Consider the following 17,109-nt stretch of genomic DNA (forward strand, 5'->3'; position numbering starts at 1 on the left):
CGCTATTAATTTAATAGCAATCCAATGTCAGGCAAACAGCTTGGCCAAGGCCTCGCCGGGCTCCGGCGCCCGCATGAAGGCCTCGCCGACCAGAAAGGCGTTCACGCCCGCATCGCGCATCTGCCGCACGTCGGCGGGCGAGAGAATGCCCGACTCGGTCACCAGCAGGCGGTCGGCCGGCACGTTCTTTTGCAGTGCCAGGGTGGTCGAGAGCGACACATCGAACGTGCGCAGGTTGCGGTTGTTGATGCCCACCAGCGGCGTTTTCAGGCGCAGCGCCCGGTCCAATTCGGCGCCGTCGTGCACCTCCACCAGCACCGCCATGTCCAGGCTGCGGGCGATGGCCTCGAAATCGGCCATCTGCGCATCGTCCAGGCAGGCCGCGATCAGCAGGATGGCATCGGCGCCCATGGCCCGCGATTCATAGATCTGGTAGGCGTCCACCATGAAATCCTTGCGCAGCACGGGCAGCTGGCAGCTGGCGCGCGCCTGCTTCAGGTAGTCGGGCTGGCCCTGGAAGAACTGCCGGTCGGTCAGCACCGACAGGCACGCCGCACTCACCTTGCCGTCGCCCTCGGCATAGCTCTGGGCGATGTCGGCGGGAATGAAATCCGCGCGCAGCACGCCTTTGGACGGGCTGGCCTTCTTGACCTCGGCGATCACCGCCGCCTGGCCCTTGGCTATTTTTGCGCGCAGCGCCCCTTCGAAGTCGCGCGTGAGCACGCGGCTTTCCGCGTCCGCACGAATGGCGGCCAGGGGCGCTTTCTTTTGCGCCGCCGCGATTTCTTCGCGCTTGACGGCAATGATCTTGTTCAGGATGTCGGACATGGAAGGCAATCAGGGAATGGAAAATAGGGTCAGCGCATCGGGCGCAGCGGCTCGCCAGAGCGACGAATGTGAAGGCGCTCGGCCAGCATGTCAACGCAACGATCCAGCTGTTGCAATTGTTGATTCCAGGCCGCCTGGCGCACGGCAGAAAACGTAACAGAGGTCAGTTGCGCCACCGGGCCGCGCCGCACATGGCGCAACTCCAGCACAAAGCAGGTGCCGTGCGCGGCGCTGCTTCCGACGTAGCAGCCCAGGCTGTGCTCCGTGGCATTCAAAACGATGGGAAGCTGATGGCCCTGCCCCACCGCCATGATGCGCAACTGTTCGAAGTCCACACACCAGCCGCGCCACCGACGCTCCTGGCGAGCCAGTGCCCAGATGGCTGCAGCAGCCAGCACGCCGGTGACTACCGCCACCCCCCAGGAAATCGGTGGCGCGTCCAGACCGGGAACCTGCATGGCCTTCCAGCCCAGAAACAGCGCAACAGGGCCCAGCATGGCGGCATACGCCCATGGGCCGCGCGGCGGGTTCAGGGCCTCGGGCAACAACAAGCGCTGCACTCGCGGCAGGGCCAACGCCAGTGCTTCGACGCTGTGGAGCGGGCCATGCTCCACCCGAGGCGGCTTCGTGAGGTCCTGCGTCATGGCATGGCGAAGTTGCATCGACCCGTGCGCATCAGCGCGCCGAGCAAAGCGCAGGCGAGCGCCTCGGCCACGCCCGGTGGGCTGCGGTCTTCGGGAATGCCGCGACAAAGCGCGGCATCGACCTCGGGAGGCCGAGGGCGCCGAAGTTGGCGCGGCAGCACCACAACATGGGGGGCAATGCCTCAGGCCGCCAGCGCATGGGTGCGCGCGACGAGTTGCTCCAGCTTGGCAAGGGCGGCGCCGCTGGCAATGGCGGCGCGGGCGCGGACGATGCCGTCCGCGATCGAGTCGGCCACATTGGCGGCATACAGCGCCGCGCCGGCATTCAGGCAGACGATGTCCTGGGCCGGGCCGGGCTGGCCGCGCAGCACGCCCAGCAGCACCTCGCGCGACTGCTCGGGGGTGTCCACCTTCAGGGTCCGGTTGCTGGCCATGGCCAGGCCGAAGTCTTCGGGGTGGATTTCGTATTCGGTGATCTCGCCCTTTTTCAGCTCGCCCACCAGCGTGGCTGCGCCCAGGCTGACCTCGTCCATGCCGTCGCGGCCATAGACCACCACGGCGTGCTCGGCGCCCAGGCGCTGCAGCGCGCGCACCTGGATGCCCACCAGGTCGGGGTGGAACACCCCCATGAGGATGTTGGGCGCGCCCGCCGGGTTGGTGAGCGGCCCGAGGATGTTGAACAGGGTGCGCACGCCCATTTCCTTGCGCACCGGCGCCACGTTCTTCATGGCGGGGTGGTGGTTGGGCGCGAACATGAAGCCGATGCCGACCTCGGCGATGCAGCGCGCGATGGCCTCGGGCGGCAGGTTGATGTGCACGCCCAGCGATTCCATCACGTCGGCGCTGCCGCTCTTGCTGGAGACACCGCGCCCGCCGTGCTTGGCGGTCTTGGCGCCGGCAGCGGCGGCCACGAACATCGCGCAGGTGGAGATGTTGAAGGTGTTGGCGCCATCGCCGCCCGTGCCCACGATGTCCACCATGTGCGTGGTGTCCGGCACGTGGACCTTGTTGGAGAACTCGCGCATGACCTGCGCGGCGGCGGCGATCTCGCCGATGGTTTCCTTCTTGACGCGCAGGCCGGTCACGATGGCCGCCGTCATCACGGGCGACAGTTCGCCGCGCATGATGAGGCGCATCAGGTGCAGCATCTCGTCGTGGAAGATTTCGCGGTGCTCGATGGTGCGCTGCAGCGCTTCCTGGGGGGTAATGGACATTCCGTTTCCTCGAATGAAGCTCAGGCGCCGGGACGCTCGGAGAGCGCAAGCCGGATGCCGAAACCGATGAACATCGCACCGGCCACGCGGTCCAGCCAATGCATGCCTCGCTGGATCGCACCCTGGCGGCGGGCCATCCAGGCCGCCGCCAGCGCCCAGCCGGCGTTGACCGGAATGGCGTTGATGTTGAACAGCACGCCCAGCAGCACGAAGGCCCAGGCCTTGTTCTCGGTGCCCGGCGCGATGAACTGGGGCACGAAGGCCAGAAAGAAGATGGCCACCTTGGGGTTGAGCACGCTGGTCCAGAACCCGCCCAGGAACACCTTCTTCAGCGAAGCTGGCGCCGAGGGCGCGGCGCGCGCGGCGGCCAGATCGGCGCCACCGGCCGCGTCGGCAGGGGCCTTGGCCCACAGCATGCGAACGCCCATCCACAGCAGGTAGGCGGCCCCCACCCATTTGAGCGCCGTGAAGGCCGTGGCCGACGCGGCCAGCAACGCCCCCACGCCCACGGCCGCCGCGGCGATGTGCACGAAGCACCCGGCCGTGATCCCGAAGCCCGCGACGAGCCCGGCGCGCACGCCGGATTTCAGCGCGTTCGTGACGATGTAGAGCACGTCCGGCCCGGGCGTGAGGTTGAGCAGCCATCCGGCAGCGATGAACAGGAGCAGTTGGTGCGTCTCGATCATGGCCGCGCCTGCAGGAAGTTGCGCAGCATGGCGTGGCCGTGCTCGGTGAGGATGCTTTCCGGGTGGAACTGCACGCCTTCGATGTCCAGCGTCTTGTGGCGCACGCCCATGATCTCGCCGTCGTCGGTCCAGGCGGTCACCTCCAGCACGTCCGGGCAGGTGGCCCGCTCGATGGACAGCGAGTGGTAGCGGTTCACGGTGAACTGCTCGGGCAGGCCGGCGAACACGCCTTGTTGGGTGGTGGTGATCACGCTGGTCTTGCCGTGCATCAGTTCCTGGGCCCGCACGATGGTCCCGCCGAATGCGGCCCCGATGGCTTGGTGGCCCAGGCACACGCCCAGGATGGGCAGCTTGCCGGCGAAGTGGTGGATGGCGGCCACCGAGATGCCGGCTTCTGCCGGCGAGCACGGCCCGGGGGAGATGACGAGCCGGTCGGGCGCCCGTGCGGCGATGCCCTCCAGCGTGATCTCGTCGTTGCGGTACACCTCGACCTCGGCACCCAGCTCTCCGAAGTACTGGACGATGTTGTAGGTGAAGCTGTCGTAGTTGTCGACCATCAGCAGCATGGCTTTGACCTCTTGAATGCTTGGGGTGCCGGGCCCGGCCCCCGTTGGGAAATGCACCCCCGTCACACGGCGCAGCCCGGTCCGGGCGAGTCCGCGGCTGCCGAGGCAGCGGGGGGAGACTTTTTTGGGATGCGCGCCCGCGCGGGCGCACCAGGGGTGTCAGTTCGCAGGCTTGCGCCAACGAAGGGGGAAGGGTGCCGCCAGGCAAGGACGCGGATGAGGCATGGCGGCGATTATCACCTGCCTGCCCGCCCCGCCGTGCAAAGGACGGATTCGCGGGGCGCCGGCCCCTGCGCAGCCCCTCAGCCTCCCTCAACGAGCCCTCCGGCGCGCCGCGCTCACACGCCACGCCGGTGCCCGCCGCACTTCGCATGGCCGCAATCCGCATCGCATACAAAGCGTTTACATACGCTTGCCACGCGGAAAGTCGGAACCTCCGCGTTGGGTCCTGCAACCGCCCCCTTTCCGTTCCGAAAAGGCAGATTGCCGTCCAGTGCATTTCTTCATCAACTGCAAGGGGTCAATCCATGGGTGCGATAAAAAACGCGTTCAAGTCAATCGCGAAGGGCATTGAAAAAGCCGTTCAGGGCGTAGGGCAAATCGCCAAAGGCCTGGTCACGCTCGATCTGAAAGGGGCGGCGGCCGGTCTCAAGAAGCTGGGAGAGGCGGGCGGAGACATCGCCCGCGGCGCCATCAACCTCACGCCGGCCGCATTGGCGGCCAATACCTTACTGGACGGGGCGCTCGACAAGGTGCTCAAGAAGGTGCAGAGCGTCGCCCAGAAGGTGGTCGACACCGCCGTGGACAGCGTCGAGGGTGGCCTCACCAGCATCAAGAAGGGCGCCGTGGGCCTGGCCAAGGGCATTGCCAAAGGCAACCTGTCCCAAGCCCTGAACGGCATCAAGGACCTGGCGCTGGGCGCCATGGAAACCGCCTCCAATTTCGGGCCTGGCGGCATCGCCAAGAACGTGGCGCGCCTGGCGGTGGACTCCACCATCGACCTGGCCACGCAGGAGGTCACCAAGGCCGCGTCCAAGGTGCTGGACCCCAACGGCACATCGCTGCTGGGTGGCCTGGCCGTGGACACGATCAGTGCAGCCACCAGCGGCGGCCTGAGTTCCTCGCGCGCGGGCCGTTTCGCCGATGGCGAGAGCATCCGCAAGGGCGCCAACGACCTGCCCGACACCCGCTCGACCGGCCTGCGCCAGAACGGGGACGACCTGTCCGGCATGTCCCCGACGGGCTTCCGCCAGGGCGCGCGCGATGCCGCCGAAACCGCGGCCCGCGATGCGGTCGATACGGTCGTCCAGAGCACCATCGACAAGCTGATGCTCAGCCTGCAGCAGACGCTGGACCCCAACAACGACTCGAACGCGGTCGGCACCGGCACGAACCTGGTCGGCGGTGCATTGCAGGACGCCGCCAGCACGGCCGTGCAGACCCGCGGCCGCCGTGGCACGGATGGCTCGCGCCATGCACAGGGCCCGGACGAAGTGCCGCCGCAGACCCGCCGCGAGGCCGTCAAGGAATCGGTGCAGAACTCCGTGCACAACGCCGTCGACATGGCCATCCAGGCCGCGGTGCAAGCCGCCCTGTACACGCTGCTGCCCAAGCTGGGGCTCGACCAGAACAGCGCGCTGGCAGCGCTCGGCCAGGGCGTGCTCGAGGACACGCTGTCCAACGTGAGCAGCCCCCGCAATGCGACAGGCCTGAAGTCGGGCAGCCGCCAAGTGGCCTCGGACCTCAAGCAAGGCCTGCAGAACTCCATCCAGGAAAAGCTGCTCGGCGTGGCGGACCAGGCCATCCAGGGCATCGTCGACCAGGTCATGGCCAAGGGCCTGCAGGGCCTGCAACCGACGGGCGGCGCATCGTCGCCGAGCGCGGGCGGCGTGGGCAGCCAGCTGGGCTCGGACCTGCGTGCCGGCATCCAGGACCGCATCCAGTCCGTGGTGAAGGACGTGATCAGCGGCGTGATGCAGTCGGTGATCGACACCGCCAACCAGGGCGTGGCCGCCGGCCTGTCCCTCGGCAAGGGCCTGCCGCAGTTGCCGCAGCTGCCACAGCTGCCCGCCAGCGCGAACGAACCCCGCGTTTCGATCGACATGCACATGCACATCCGCGCCTGACGCGGACGCTTCTTCCTCACTTCTTTTGAAAGGCAATGACCATGGACGACTCCAATGTTCACGAAGATCCCATCGCCGCCTTGGCCGTCTCCCTGGTCAACGCCATCCGCGAGAACCAGCTGGACGAAGCGGAAACCATGCTGGAGGAGCTGAATGCGCTCAGCCCGGACACCGAGGAGTACCTGATCTTTCCGGTGCTCATCGCGATCCAGCGGGGCTACACGCAGGAGGCCCTTCAGTACCTGAACACGCTGGGCGAGGACACCGCCCCGGAACTCAAGGCCCTGTGCCTGAACATCCTGGGCGATCCCACCTGGCACTACCACGCGCAAAGCTGCCTGGAAAGCGGCGACGAGCACGTGCGCAAATCCATGCGCGAGCTGCTCCAGCTGGAACCCGAGATCGCTGGCGATCTCGCATAGGACCGCCGCCATGCTGAAGCTCACTCCCCAGGCCGACCTGGGCGTGTTCTACGACGCGGATTCAGCCCGCTACGCGGCGGGCTGCGCCCAGGACTACACGCAGACGGTCACACGCGACGCCTTCGCCGCGTTCTACGCCGAATGCCCGTCCATCGGATTCGAGTCCGATGGCGCGCCGATCGGCGGCATCCTGTTCGATGGAGAACAGGCCCACATCGCGGTGCTGCCGCGCTACCACGGCCTCTGGGCCCTGCTGCTCAAGCCGGCACTGCAGTGGCTGTTTTCGCTGAAAGCCGACATTCTGGTCGCGGTGGAGAACGACAACCACCGCTGCCTGCGCTTCATGGAGCGCCATGGCTGGCAGCGGATCGAGGCCCGCGGCGACGACATCATCTACCGCATCACGCCGCAGGGCGGCCTGCGCAAGACCGAGTACCCGCGCCCCCACCGCAACGGCGCGCCGGCCGCGCGTGCGACGGGCCCCGCCTTCTTCGGAGCATCGCCATGCCTTCACCCTCAATGAGCGCCGCCGAGCGGCAGCCGCCCCAGGCTTGGGGCGCCGGCGCGCACCGGATCGTTCCCCATGACGGCGCGGGCGTTCGCCTGCGGCTCGTGTCCATGGTCCAGCCGCCCATTCTTCTGGACGACGGGTTTCCCCGCTCTTCCGGGCTCTGGGTGTCCAGCAACCTGTTGCTGCCCGGTTGCGAAAGCGCTTTGACGCAGCGGCACATGGCCGTGCAGGGCCTGCTGGTGCGGCTGGAAGCGCTGGCAGGCCAGGAGGGGCGCGAATTGAACCGCACCCTTCGCCTGTTCTCGGACAACCGGCTTTCGCAGGTGCACGCCAACAGCGCGGACTTCGAGCGCCTGAGCGCTCCCAGCGGCCTGTCGGGCCCGGCCGCGCACCCCGCCTGCGGCGACGCGATCGCGTGCATCGACGAAGAGCGCGAATGGCTGCTGGTCGATGCCCAGAAAGGCTTTCACCCCGGAGGCATGGCCCCTTCGGCGGCACTGATCGCCTCGCTCGTGCGGCTGGCCGAGGTGCCGGTGCATGCGCGCCGCCGGCTGGTGGACGCCGGCGACCCCGCGGGCACGATCGAGGCGGCCAAGCCCCTGGTGCTCGAAGCCGCGCGCGCATTGGTGCAGCAAGGACTGGGCGACACGAAGGTCCAGCTGTCGGCGCAGGCCATCGCATTGGCCGAGCATCTGAGCCCGGCCCATCTGATCCAGTGGCTGCTCACCGATGCGGCGCTGCCGTTTCGCGACCAGGCCCTGCCCGCCTGACCCCCGTGGCCCGGCACCCACCGCAGGGTTCCGGGCCCCAGGGCAGGCTGCTGCAGGCCGCACCCGATCCACGCGGTACCGCTGTCCCACGGTGGATTTTGAGGGTCGCGAAGAACAGCGTTTGCCCATCCATTCCGTCTCGAATCCCGAGACACCTTTCTCCACCCTGGCAGGGAGCGTGGCCGGAAACCGCCGCCTCCGCTGCCCACCGAAAGCAGCGTCCATGAACACCACGGTCAACGGCTACACAGCCTCTCTCAGCATCAGCATCGGGCGCGCCCAGCCCGGCAAAACGGCGGGCAACACGGCCGCGCAGACCAAGGAGGCCGCAGCGGCCCTGGCGAAATACATGCACCAGAACGGCATCGACACGCAGACGCCGAATGGGCTCTACGGGCTGGCCCGCAACACCTCCGGCCAAACGCCCGAGGACGTCTCGGAAGCGGCGAATTTCATGCTGACCCATCCGGACATCTACGCGCTGCTGGACCCATCGGGCGGTGACGGTACCGCGGACGTCTCCAGTTTCGACTTCGCGGCGCGTGGCGGCTACGACGCGCAACTGCAGGACAGTGCGCCAGAGAGCGCGGTGCCCATGAACGAGCAGGCCGCCTCCGGCGCCATCGCGGCCTTCATGCGCCAGAACCATGTGCCGTCCATCGACCCCAACACGCTTTTCCAACTGGCCAAGCGGCCCAACAGCGACACCTCGCCCACCGTCTCGGCGGCGGCGAAGTTCATGCTGCAGAACCCCGAGTCCTATCGCCAGATCGAGACGAACGACGGGGGCGCCGCCGACGGCCTGTCGGAATCGGACGACTTCGAGGCGGCCGCCCAGGGAGCCCTTTCGGGGCTTTCGTCGCCCCGACCCGCCGGCGGCTCCACGCTGCAGCCCCTGGCCGACCAGGACCGTGTGGCGCCGGTGGCGCCCCGCGCCCAGCAACGGTCCGCCCCTGCCGAGCCGCCCATGGACGCGCAGGATGCCTCCCGCATCCTGGCGGATCACATGCTCCAGGGGAACGCCTCGCCGCTGGCACGCCTGTTCAAGCCCCAGGCGATGACACCCGAACGGCTCTATCAACTGGCCGAGGGGGGCAAGGCCTCTCCCGAGGTGGCGGCGGCCGCGAAATTCATGCTCCAGAACCCCGATGTCTACCGCGCCATCGAAACCCATGACGTGCCTGGCGCGGACGGCAAATCCGGCGTCGGAAACCTGCTGGCGGCCGCGCGGGGCGAGGTCCCCGGCGTGGGCGGCCAGGCCTCCAGCGCCTTGGGCAACGTCCTGCAACTGCTGCGGCAATTGCTGGCGCAGCTCCAGGGCCCGACCGGTCAGCCGCAGCCGACGCAGGCCCAGCCGATGAACGGCCAGAGCGCGGCGCGCGTCCTCGCCGACCACATGGTGCAGGAAGCCGGTGGTGCGCTCCATCTCTTCGGCAAGCGCTTTCTGCCCAAGACCCAGCCCATGACCCCGGACCGCCTGTACCAGTTGAGCCAGGGACAGGGCAAGGTAGCCGAAGCCGCGAAGTACATGCTCCAGCACCCCGACACCTACCGCGCGATCGAAACGCGCGACGTGGCCGGTGCCGACGGCAAGTCCGGCCTGGGCAACCTGCTGGCCGCCGCCCGCGGCGAGATCCCTGCCGTGAAGGGCGCAACGGACTCCCTGGACAGCCTGCAAGAACTGCTGCAGCAACTGTTGAAGCTGCTGAAGGCCCATGCAGAGCCGAACCCGCCCCTGGACGGCCAGAGCGCGGCACGCATCCTCGCCGACCACATGGTGCAGGAAGCCGGTGGCGCGCTCCATCTCTTCGGCAAGCGCTTTCTGCCCAAGACCCAGCCCATGACCCCGGACCGCCTGTACCAGCTGAGCCAGGGACAGGGCCAGGTGGCCGAAGCCGCGAAGTACATGCTCCAGCACCCCGACACCTACCGCGCGATCGAGACGCGCGACGTGGCCGGTGCCGACGGCAAGTCCGGCCTGGGCAACCTGCTGGCCGCCGCCCGCGGCGAGATCCCCGGTGTGCAGGGCCGGGCCGGCGGCTCGGCACAAGCTCTCCTGCCGCTGTTGCAACTGCTGCTGCAGCTGCTCAAGGCCACCTCGAACACCCAGCCGCCACTGGATGGACAGAGCGCTGCGCACACCCTGGCCGATCTGCTGCAGCAGCAAGGTGGCACGATGACGCCGGACCGCCTCTACCAGCTGAGCCAGGGCCAAGGCGAGATCGCCGACGCCGCGAAGTTCATGCTCAAGAACCCCGACATCTACCGTGCCATCGAGACGCACGACGTGGCCGGGGCCGACGGCAAGTCCGGCCTGGGCAACCTGCTGGCGGCCGCGCGAGGCGAGATCCCTGGCGTCGAAGGCGGCGCGGCGCAACGCACCGCAGGCGCGAGCCGCTCCGTGCTCGATGCGCTGCTGCAACTCCTGCAGTTGCTCACGGGCCAGGGAACCGCGCAGTCCAACGGCGCTTCGCGGCCCACCCGGCCCGTGCAGCCATCGCAGCTGGACGGCCAAGGCGCCGCACGCATCCTGGCCGACCACATGCTGGGTTGCCACGCCGGACTGCTGGCGAAGGCTTTCGGCGGCAAGGACATGACGCCGGGCCGCCTCTACCAGCTGGCCGAGAGCGGCACGGCATCGCCCCAAGTCGCCGCAGCCGCGAAGTTCATGCTCCAGAACCCCGACACCTACAAGGCCATCGAGACCCACGATGTACCTGGCGCCGACGGCAGATCGGGTGTCGGCAATCTGCTGGCCGCCGCGCGCGGCGAAGTGCCTGGCGTGGGTAGCACGCCGGCTTCGAGCGCCGGCATTCTCCAGTTGCTGGCCCAGGTGCTTCAGGGCCTTCAGTCCCGTGAGCAGCAGCGCGTGGTGCAGATCGAAATGCGGGTGAGCGTGAGCGTCCAGGTCTCCGTCAAGGCCTGATCGATCCTTCGAAGACGCAATGGGGACGGTGGCCTGGGCAATGCCCCAGGCCATCGTCCTTTTTTCTTGCCCGCCGCTGCCGAGCGAACGAAAAAAAGGGCCGGCGATCATGTCGCGGCCCTCGGGGAAATCAGGAAAATCAGCGGGTGGCGGGATACCTGTCCAGCACCTTGCGCACGTAATCCTGCGTCTCGCGAAAAGGGGGAATCTTGTAGCCGTGCCGCACGACCGCCCCCTCGCCCGCGTTGTAGGCGGCCAGGACCAGCTCGGTCTGGCCACTGAACTTGTCGGCCAGAAAGCGCAGATAGCGCACCCCGGTCTCGACATTGACGGCGGGCGTGAACAGGTCGGCGGAGGACGGCGCGCCAAAGCGCGCAGCCGTGGCCGGCATCAGTTGCATCAGGCCCAGCGCGCCCTTGGGCGATCGGGCGTTGGGCGCGTAGGCCGACTCCACCTCGATCACGGCCTGGACCAGGTGGGGGTCGATGGAATGGCGGGTGGCGGCCGACTCGATCACAGGCCACAGCGCTTCATGGCGCCAACGGGGCGTCACCATCGCCGTGGGCCAGACCGCGCCGGACGGCGCGGCACCGGCGGTGCGTGGGGCCCGGATCACGCGCACGCTTGCCACGGCGGCCGCGCTGGCCGCGGGATCGTCCGGAGGGTCGGGCAGCTCGACCGCCCGGCATTGCCCCACGATCGCCGGATAACGCTTGGCAATGTCGAACGCCACGCGCACCGGATCGGACTCCGGCCCCTTCACCCAGCAGTCGTAGGCGATGAGTGCGTTGGCGCCACACGCCTGCAGCGCCGCCGCTGCCACCAGCGCATGGCGCTGCCAGCGCACCATCACAACAGGCCCAGGTGGCGCAGCACCGGGGCACGGCTGGCAAAGAAGCAGCGGGCGCTGTGCGCCAGGCGTTCGGCCGGCATCTGGCCCTCGCCCTCGCCTTCGAACCGGGCCCGCATCGCCTGGACCATTTCGTCCGCGGTCTGCGCGCCCTGGCAGGCGGCACGGATCTGCGCCATGGCGAGCGGCGACCAGCCCATGGCCTGGCCGCTGGCGGCGCAGGACAGGTAATGCAGTCCATCGTCGTCCGGCCGCTGCATGACCGCCTTGTTGAAGCGCTGCACCGATTCCCGAGCGCTCTCACGCAGTGCCACGGGCAACGCGGGATGCACTTGGGCTTCGTTTTCCAGCAGCATCAAGGCATCGACGATGAAATCCGCGCCCAGCGATGCCAGCTCGGGCCGGCGGGCCAATTCGCGGGCGGTGGCGGGGCCTTCTGCCAGCGCGTCCAGCAGGCGCAGGGCGGTGGCGCCGTCCACATGGTCGGCGGCGCCATCGGACAACGGGCTCTCGCGGGTTTCGCTGCGCGCGGTGGCCAGGATCCAGGGCCTGTCCAGGCGGAACTGCGCATGCTGCTGCGCGCTGGCCTGGGGAGCGCCCCGGGTGTACAGATCCCAGCGGAAGGACCGGTTCACCGCGAAGTCGCGCAGGGTCTCCCGCAGCACCGGGTCATCGACCCCCCGCAGCAACTCCCGCGTGGCCGGGGGCAGGATGGCCGCATCCACCTGCTGGGACAGCACCGCGGGCGCTGCGAACTCCAGCCCCGCCTCGGCCATCTCGGCGGCGACCTGGTGAAAGTGCATGGGGTGCCAGTCGGGATTGAAATACTCATGCGCAGCGTAGTGCGGATCGAGCCGCCGCAGCCCGTACAGGCGCGCCTGCACCGAGAGGTCGTCGGAGAAATAGGCGGGGTTCACCTTGGCGAAATCGTCGAGGAAATCCAGCGTTTGCGACAACCGCTCGATCGGCGTTGCGCTGACCGGAACCTGGCGCAACCCATGCAGGTTCACCAGTTCGCGCAACGGCATCTGCGCGGCCCAACCGGGCAGTGCGTTGTGGCTCACGAACACGACGCCTCCCGGACGCAGCCGCTCGGCGATGAAACGCATCACCACCTTGCGCAGCGACGGCGAGATCCAGGAGTACACACCGTGCATGGAGATGATGTCCATGGGGGGCAGGTCACGATCGAGCAAGGTCTCGAAGGCGTCTTCGAACACTTCCACGTTCGACAGGCCCGCGTCCCGGGCCAGTTCGTTGGCATAGGCGACGTGATGGGGGTTGAAGTCGTTGCCGTAAAAGCGCATGTGCGGAAAGCAGGCCGCATGCGCCACCAGCGGCAGGCCGAACCCCATGCCCAGCTCGAAGCAGTTCAGGGGGGCCGACAGGTCGGGGCCGCACACGCCGCGGGACTCCAGGGCCACGCTCATCTGCGCGGGCGAGAGGGCGCGGTAGTAACCGCGGGTATAGGGTTCGCTGCGCACGTCGAGCACGGCGGGCTGGGGTGATTTCATCGGTCTTCCTCTGAGCGTTGGGACGGTGACAGGGCGTGTGCACCTTCGCTTTTCGCGAAAGGCACCAACGGCTGCGCCCATTGCAGCCGCAACGCGCGGCCAGGCCGGTCCAACAGTCGAAACGATGGCCGGAAAGGCGAAGCAGAGGCGCCATGTCGCACCCTGCCCGCCCCGTGCCGGGCTTACCGACACCCCTACCGGTGCCCTTCGTGACAACCCTGGCGACGGGCCCTGAACCACCGAAATCATGGCCTTCGCGCCGCGGGCCGTGTCTTCGCCTGCGGTGCCGCGACGGCGGTGGCCCCCACCTACTCTTCGTTTGCCAGACAACGAACCGGAGTACTGCGTTGAAGTCCACCGCCCCCATCCCTCGCAAGCCATCCGCCCCCTCGGCCTGCGGCATGGGAGCCGTTCAGCGCGACACCCTCGCCGCCGTGCTGCTCGCCCTGTCTCTCACCGGGTCCGCTCTCGCACAGCCCTCCATGGGCTACATGAAGATGTCCCACCAGTTGGGCAGCCTCTCCAGCATTTCCGCCTCCGCCAACCCTTTCGCCGTTCCGGCGGCGGACCGCACCCAGGGCGATGCCGCCGTGGCCACCCGGCCCGTCACGATGCCATCGGCCCGGGCCACATCGCTGTCCGCCGCGCAAGCCCTGCCCTTGCCACCCAGCGCCATCGAACCGGCGGCCTGGGAGAAGGGCCGATTCGTCTACCGGGCGGAAAACAAGCGGATTGCGGACGTGCTGCAGGACTTCGCCGCCAGCCGCGGCACCCCAGCCATCGTGGCCGACGGGGTGGACGGCGTGGTCAACGCCAACTTCGATCTCAAGCCGCGCGAATTCCTCGACAGCGTCTCCCGTGCCTACAACCTGTTGTGGTACCACGATGGGTCGGCGCTGTACTTCTATCCGGGCCGCTCCATGCAAAGCCGCATGTTCCGCCTCAAGGGTTTCAACCGGGAACAGGTGGCGGAGCTGCTGCAGTCGTTCGACCTGGGCGACAAGCGCTACCCCATCCGGTTCAACGAGGCCAGCAGCACGCTGTATGCGTCCGGCCCGCCCCGGCACCTGGAACTGGTGAGTTCGGCCCTCGAAGCACTCGACGCGGGTGTGACCGACAACAACGCCCGTACGGCGCGCGTCTTCTCGCTCCAGTTCGCCTCGGCAGGCGACCGGGCCGTGGGCAACACCACCGTGCCGGGGGTCGCCTCCATGCTGCGCAAGCTCTACGGCGAGCGCGAAAAGGAAGGCGCCAGCATCGCCCCCCTGGTGCGGATGATGGACAAGGACACCGACAACACGCGCAAGAAGCTCGGGGCGTACATCCCCCTGCCTTCGGCCAACCAGTTCCTGCCCCCGCTTCCGCGCGCCACCAACCAGGACGCCAGCACACCGGCGTCGGATCTGCGGCCGCTGACGCCCCCTGCGAAGAACCCCGAAGAAGACAACCAGCCGCGCTTCGAGGCCGACGAGGGCACGAACTCGGTCGTGGTTTTCGGTCGCGCCGACCGCATGGCGGAGTTCGAGACCCTGATCCGCCGGCTCGACCAAAAGCCCCAGCTGGTCGAACTGGAGGCCACCATCATCGAGGTCAACTCCGATAGCGTGGATGCGCTGGGCGTGAACTGGACCTTGCGGGGGAGCGACACCAACATCAGCATGAACCTGTCCAACAGCCTCATGCCTGCCGCGGCGCTGGGCACGATCGTCGCCGACGCGGGCCGCCATCTGCTGGCCCGCGTGAACGCCCTGCAGGGCGAGGGCAAGGCCCGCGTCCTGTCCAAGCCCTCCGTCATGGGCGTCGCCAACCGGACCGCCGTCATGCGCGAAAAACGCGTGGCAACGGTGCGTGTGGCCGGCAACCTGGAAGCCAACCTGTTCCAGATCGAGGCCGGCACGCTGCTGGAGATGACGCCGCAGGTCACCCGCATGGACGGCAGCAACAACATCAAGCTCACGCTCTACATCGAAGACGGAGCGTTCGAGACGAACGTGGTGGACCAGATCCCCATCGTGAAGAAAACCGAGATCCGCACCGAAGCCCATGTGCGCGAGGGCGAGAGCCTGCTCATCGGGGGCATCACCGTGGAGTCGGAGCAATCCCAGAACAACGCCGTTCCCGGGCTTTCCAAGCTGCCGCTCGTGGGCGGGGCATTTCGCAACAACGAGCGCCAGACGCAGCGCACCGAGCGGCTTTTCCTCATCACGCCGCGCCTTCTCAACAACGGTTCGCCCGCCGCCCCTGTCGCCTTTTTGAACGAGGTTCGCAAGCCATGAAGCAGCTTCGCATACTGACCGGCCAGCATGCCGGCGCACAGATAAATTTGACTTCAACGCGCTACCTGATCAGCGCGGAAGACGCAGCAGATATCCAGCTCACCGACTGGACTTCGGATGCGATGTTGATCGAAGCGGGAGAGGACGGAATGATTCAGTTCGCGCTGTCGCCACAAGGCTCTGCACCGGCATGGCTCCCCATGGAGGACTTCACGCCCCATCGCATGGGTGACATCGTGCTGTGTACCGGCCCCGGCAACGCCACCTGGCCCGCCAGCGTCGATCTGATCGCCCGTCTCAGCCAGATCCCCGTGGTCGTTCCCCAACGCCGCAAGGTGTCGCCGGTGGTCCTTTCGGCGGTGGTGGGAACCGCGCTCATGACCGCGGCGCTGAGCGCGGCCGTCGCGCCGTTGAGCCCCTCCAAGAAGGATCGCCCCGCCACCGACTCCGTCGCCCGTGAGGCGGCGCCCAAGGAGCCGCTCCTGGTGCGGGTTCAGCGCGCCCTGGCGACGGCCCCGGTCTCCGGACTGGAGGTGATTGCCCAGGCGGATGGCGTCATCGTGCGCGGCCTGCTGGCCGAAGCCTCGGATGCCGACACGGTACGCCAGCTGCTGGCGCCCTTCAAGTCGGAACGCATCGTGCACGCCTATGCGACGAGCACCGAGGTGGAGCAAAGCATCGCCGACGCGATTGCACGCCCGGGACTCCGTGTCCACCACCTGGGTGAAGGGCGCTTCAACGTCACCGGCGACACGCAGAACCTGTCGGCGCTCAAGGACAGCGCCACGCGCATCGCGTCCGACCTGGCACCGCTGGTCAAGCGGATCGACGTGAGCGCAGCAGAACTGCCCCCTGCAGGCGTCAAGCGCATGAGCGCGCTGATGAACACCGGGGACCTGCAGTACGTACAGACACGCGACGGCGTGAAGCACCTCTCGCCGCCGAATGCAGAGAGCCTGGCCGCCAACGACTGGTCGGTTTCCCGTTAACCCTTCACCCAACGAACGCCAACACCATGACTGCTTCCAACGAATCCATCATCTTCAGCGACCTCGCCAACCTGGACCAGGCGCTCACCGAGGACAAGAGTGGCGACCGTGCGCGGGCCATGATCCGCTACTTCGCGGAGATCGCGGATGAGAGCAGCGCCATGCTGAAGTCCACCCAGGTGGACGCCGAGCGCCAGCTCGTCACGCAGCTGATCCAGGCGTTCTACGCGTCGCAGCGCGTGATCCAGCGGATCTGGGAAACCCTGCACGGCACCACCCTGGCCGTCTGAGACACAAGGAGCCCCTCCATGCTGGTCCTCGAAGCACCCACCGCGGCCAAGAGCGCATATCCGGTGATCTACCGCAACCTCATGACCGTGGGCTTGCTGGGCACGATCTACCGGGTGGGCGAAGACGCGCAAACCATCCACTCCACCGTCGAGATGACGCTCGAAGATGCCCACGGCTACTCGCTGTACCGCACCGTTGCCATGGCGATGGCCGGCCAACTGGGCGAAGCACGGGAGGCCCTCGCAGCGCGCATCGAGGAAGAACCTCAGAACGGCGAGAACAAGATCGCCATGGCCGTCGCGATGCTCTTTGGCGGCGACCGGGGCTGGCGCTACTGGATCGACAACGTGCTGGCCACCCACGCAGACCAGGAGGTGCGCGAAGCCGCCTTCGGGGTGCTGAAGTACGTGGGCCAGCAAGGCCGGGGGGTCTCCCTCCACTGAACCGAAATTGGCATGGCGGCATCCGGCCGGCATGCCTCAACGAATGGGGGCCG

16 protein-coding genes are annotated in these 17,109 nt (G+C 67.8%); 9 read left to right on the forward strand and 7 right to left on the reverse strand.

Annotation, left to right across the window (positions count from 1 at the left end):
• Nucleotides 1-27 precede the first annotated feature (27 nt).
• The 5 genes from trpC to AVAK2825_RS02865 form a co-directional block, all read right to left on the reverse strand.
• Nucleotides 28-828: an indole-3-glycerol phosphate synthase TrpC gene (trpC, locus tag AVAK2825_RS02845; RefSeq protein WP_284394208.1), complete on the reverse strand. Its 801-nt coding sequence runs from the start codon at nt 826-828 to the stop codon at nt 28-30.
• Between the two features lie 29 nt (nt 829-857).
• Nucleotides 858-1,472 (reverse strand): hypothetical protein, encoded by a 615-nt coding sequence (locus tag AVAK2825_RS02850; protein WP_284394210.1) that lies wholly within the window; start codon nt 1,470-1,472, stop codon nt 858-860.
• A gap of 182 nt (nt 1,473-1,654) precedes the next feature.
• Nucleotides 1,655-2,686: an anthranilate phosphoribosyltransferase gene (gene trpD, locus AVAK2825_RS02855; protein WP_284394214.1), complete on the reverse strand. Its 1,032-nt coding sequence runs from the start codon at nt 2,684-2,686 to the stop codon at nt 1,655-1,657.
• 20 nt (nt 2,687-2,706) lie between these two features.
• The gene (locus AVAK2825_RS02860) at nt 2,707-3,372 is read right to left on the reverse strand and encodes a LysE family translocator (RefSeq protein ID WP_284394220.1); all 666 of its coding nucleotides are present in this window, start codon (nt 3,370-3,372) and stop codon (nt 2,707-2,709) included.
• A complete protein-coding gene (locus AVAK2825_RS02865) occupies nt 3,369-3,938 on the reverse strand; it encodes an aminodeoxychorismate/anthranilate synthase component II (RefSeq protein WP_284394222.1) in 570 nt (189 codons plus the stop codon). Before AVAK2825_RS02865 ends, AVAK2825_RS02860 begins: the two co-directional genes overlap by 4 nt.
• Before the next feature lie 527 nt (nt 3,939-4,465).
• Here AVAK2825_RS02865 and AVAK2825_RS02870 point away from each other — a divergent pair.
• The 5 genes from AVAK2825_RS02870 to AVAK2825_RS02890 all read left to right on the forward strand — a co-directional run bounded on the left by AVAK2825_RS02870 (nt 4,466) and on the right by AVAK2825_RS02890 (nt 10,693).
• The gene (locus AVAK2825_RS02870) at nt 4,466-6,064 is read left to right on the forward strand and encodes a hypothetical protein (RefSeq protein WP_284394223.1); all 1,599 of its coding nucleotides are present in this window, start codon (nt 4,466-4,468) and stop codon (nt 6,062-6,064) included.
• A gap of 41 nt (nt 6,065-6,105) precedes the next feature.
• Nucleotides 6,106-6,486 (forward strand): HrpB1 family type III secretion system apparatus protein, encoded by a 381-nt coding sequence (locus AVAK2825_RS02875; protein ID WP_272565598.1) that lies wholly within the window; start codon nt 6,106-6,108, stop codon nt 6,484-6,486.
• Between the two features lie 10 nt (nt 6,487-6,496).
• Nucleotides 6,497-7,009 (forward strand): GNAT family N-acetyltransferase, encoded by a 513-nt coding sequence (locus AVAK2825_RS02880; protein ID WP_284394224.1) that lies wholly within the window; start codon nt 6,497-6,499, stop codon nt 7,007-7,009.
• Nucleotides 6,991-7,767: a hypothetical protein gene (locus tag AVAK2825_RS02885; protein ID WP_272565604.1), complete on the forward strand. Its 777-nt coding sequence runs from the start codon at nt 6,991-6,993 to the stop codon at nt 7,765-7,767. The genes AVAK2825_RS02880 and AVAK2825_RS02885 overlap by 19 nt, the downstream gene beginning before the upstream one ends.
• Nucleotides 7,768-7,990: 223 nt before the next feature.
• On the forward strand, nt 7,991-10,693 hold the full coding sequence (locus AVAK2825_RS02890) for a hypothetical protein (protein ID WP_284394225.1): 2,703 nt from the start codon (nt 7,991-7,993) through the stop codon (nt 10,691-10,693).
• A gap of 139 nt (nt 10,694-10,832) precedes the next feature.
• On the opposite strand, the gene AVAK2825_RS02895 is transcribed toward AVAK2825_RS02890, so the two are convergent.
• Both AVAK2825_RS02895 and AVAK2825_RS02900 read right to left on the reverse strand, forming a co-directional pair.
• Nucleotides 10,833-11,543: a lytic transglycosylase domain-containing protein gene (locus AVAK2825_RS02895; protein ID WP_284394226.1), complete on the reverse strand. Its 711-nt coding sequence runs from the start codon at nt 11,541-11,543 to the stop codon at nt 10,833-10,835.
• Nucleotides 11,543-13,057 (reverse strand): methyltransferase regulatory domain-containing protein, encoded by a 1,515-nt coding sequence (locus tag AVAK2825_RS02900; protein WP_284394227.1) that lies wholly within the window; start codon nt 13,055-13,057, stop codon nt 11,543-11,545. Before AVAK2825_RS02900 ends, AVAK2825_RS02895 begins: the two co-directional genes overlap by 1 nt.
• Before the next feature lie 347 nt (nt 13,058-13,404).
• Between AVAK2825_RS02900 and sctC the strand changes: the two genes are divergently transcribed.
• From sctC to AVAK2825_RS02920, 4 genes are read left to right on the forward strand one after another with little or no spacing between them, the layout of a single operon-like run.
• Nucleotides 13,405-15,333, forward strand: a complete 1,929-nt coding sequence (gene sctC / locus AVAK2825_RS02905) for a type III secretion system outer membrane ring subunit SctC (protein ID WP_284394228.1) — start codon at nt 13,405-13,407, stop codon at nt 15,331-15,333.
• Entirely contained in the window at nt 15,330-16,322 is a 993-nt protein-coding gene (locus AVAK2825_RS02910; RefSeq protein WP_284394229.1) for a secretion protein, read from the forward strand. Before sctC ends, AVAK2825_RS02910 begins: the two co-directional genes overlap by 4 nt.
• Before the next feature lie 26 nt (nt 16,323-16,348).
• On the forward strand, nt 16,349-16,612 hold the full coding sequence (locus AVAK2825_RS02915; RefSeq protein WP_272565616.1) for a hypothetical protein: 264 nt from the start codon (nt 16,349-16,351) through the stop codon (nt 16,610-16,612).
• 18 nt (nt 16,613-16,630) lie between these two features.
• Complete coding sequence (locus tag AVAK2825_RS02920) at nt 16,631-17,056, forward strand: hypothetical protein (protein ID WP_284394230.1); 426 nt, start codon at nt 16,631-16,633, stop codon at nt 17,054-17,056.
• Nucleotides 17,057-17,109 lie beyond the last annotated feature (53 nt).

The organism is Acidovorax sp. SUPP2825, assembly GCF_030158995.1.
Lineage (GTDB): Bacteria > Pseudomonadota > Gammaproteobacteria > Burkholderiales > Burkholderiaceae_C > Paracidovorax.

Bases quoted from the DNA above. Each gene is read 5' to 3' on its own strand.
- AVAK2825_RS02865 (WP_284394222.1), bottom strand. From the start codon at position 3,938: ATGCTGCTGATGGTCGACAACTACGACAGCTTCACCTACAACATCGTC.
- AVAK2825_RS02860 (WP_284394220.1), bottom strand. From the start codon at position 3,372: ATGATCGAGACGCACCAACTGCTCCTGTTCATCGCTGCCGGATGGCTG.
- AVAK2825_RS02850 (WP_284394210.1), bottom strand. From the start codon at position 1,472: ATGACGCAGGACCTCACGAAGCCGCCTCGGGTGGAGCATGGCCCGCTC.
- AVAK2825_RS02895 (WP_284394226.1), bottom strand. From the start codon at position 11,543: ATGGTGCGCTGGCAGCGCCATGCGCTGGTGGCAGCGGCGGCGCTGCAG.
- AVAK2825_RS02880 (WP_284394224.1), top strand. From the start codon at position 6,497: ATGCTGAAGCTCACTCCCCAGGCCGACCTGGGCGTGTTCTACGACGCG.
- AVAK2825_RS02885 (WP_272565604.1), top strand. From the start codon at position 6,991: ATGCCTTCACCCTCAATGAGCGCCGCCGAGCGGCAGCCGCCCCAGGCT.
- AVAK2825_RS02920 (WP_284394230.1), top strand. From the start codon at position 16,631: ATGCTGGTCCTCGAAGCACCCACCGCGGCCAAGAGCGCATATCCGGTG.
- AVAK2825_RS02900 (WP_284394227.1), bottom strand. From the start codon at position 13,057: ATGAAATCACCCCAGCCCGCCGTGCTCGACGTGCGCAGCGAACCCTAT.
- trpD (WP_284394214.1), bottom strand. From the start codon at position 2,686: ATGTCCATTACCCCCCAGGAAGCGCTGCAGCGCACCATCGAGCACCGC.
- AVAK2825_RS02870 (WP_284394223.1), top strand. From the start codon at position 4,466: ATGGGTGCGATAAAAAACGCGTTCAAGTCAATCGCGAAGGGCATTGAA.
- AVAK2825_RS02915 (WP_272565616.1), top strand. From the start codon at position 16,349: ATGACTGCTTCCAACGAATCCATCATCTTCAGCGACCTCGCCAACCTG.
- AVAK2825_RS02875 (WP_272565598.1), top strand. From the start codon at position 6,106: ATGGACGACTCCAATGTTCACGAAGATCCCATCGCCGCCTTGGCCGTC.
- trpC (WP_284394208.1), bottom strand. From the start codon at position 828: ATGTCCGACATCCTGAACAAGATCATTGCCGTCAAGCGCGAAGAAATC.
- AVAK2825_RS02910 (WP_284394229.1), top strand. From the start codon at position 15,330: ATGAAGCAGCTTCGCATACTGACCGGCCAGCATGCCGGCGCACAGATA.
- AVAK2825_RS02890 (WP_284394225.1), top strand. From the start codon at position 7,991: ATGAACACCACGGTCAACGGCTACACAGCCTCTCTCAGCATCAGCATC.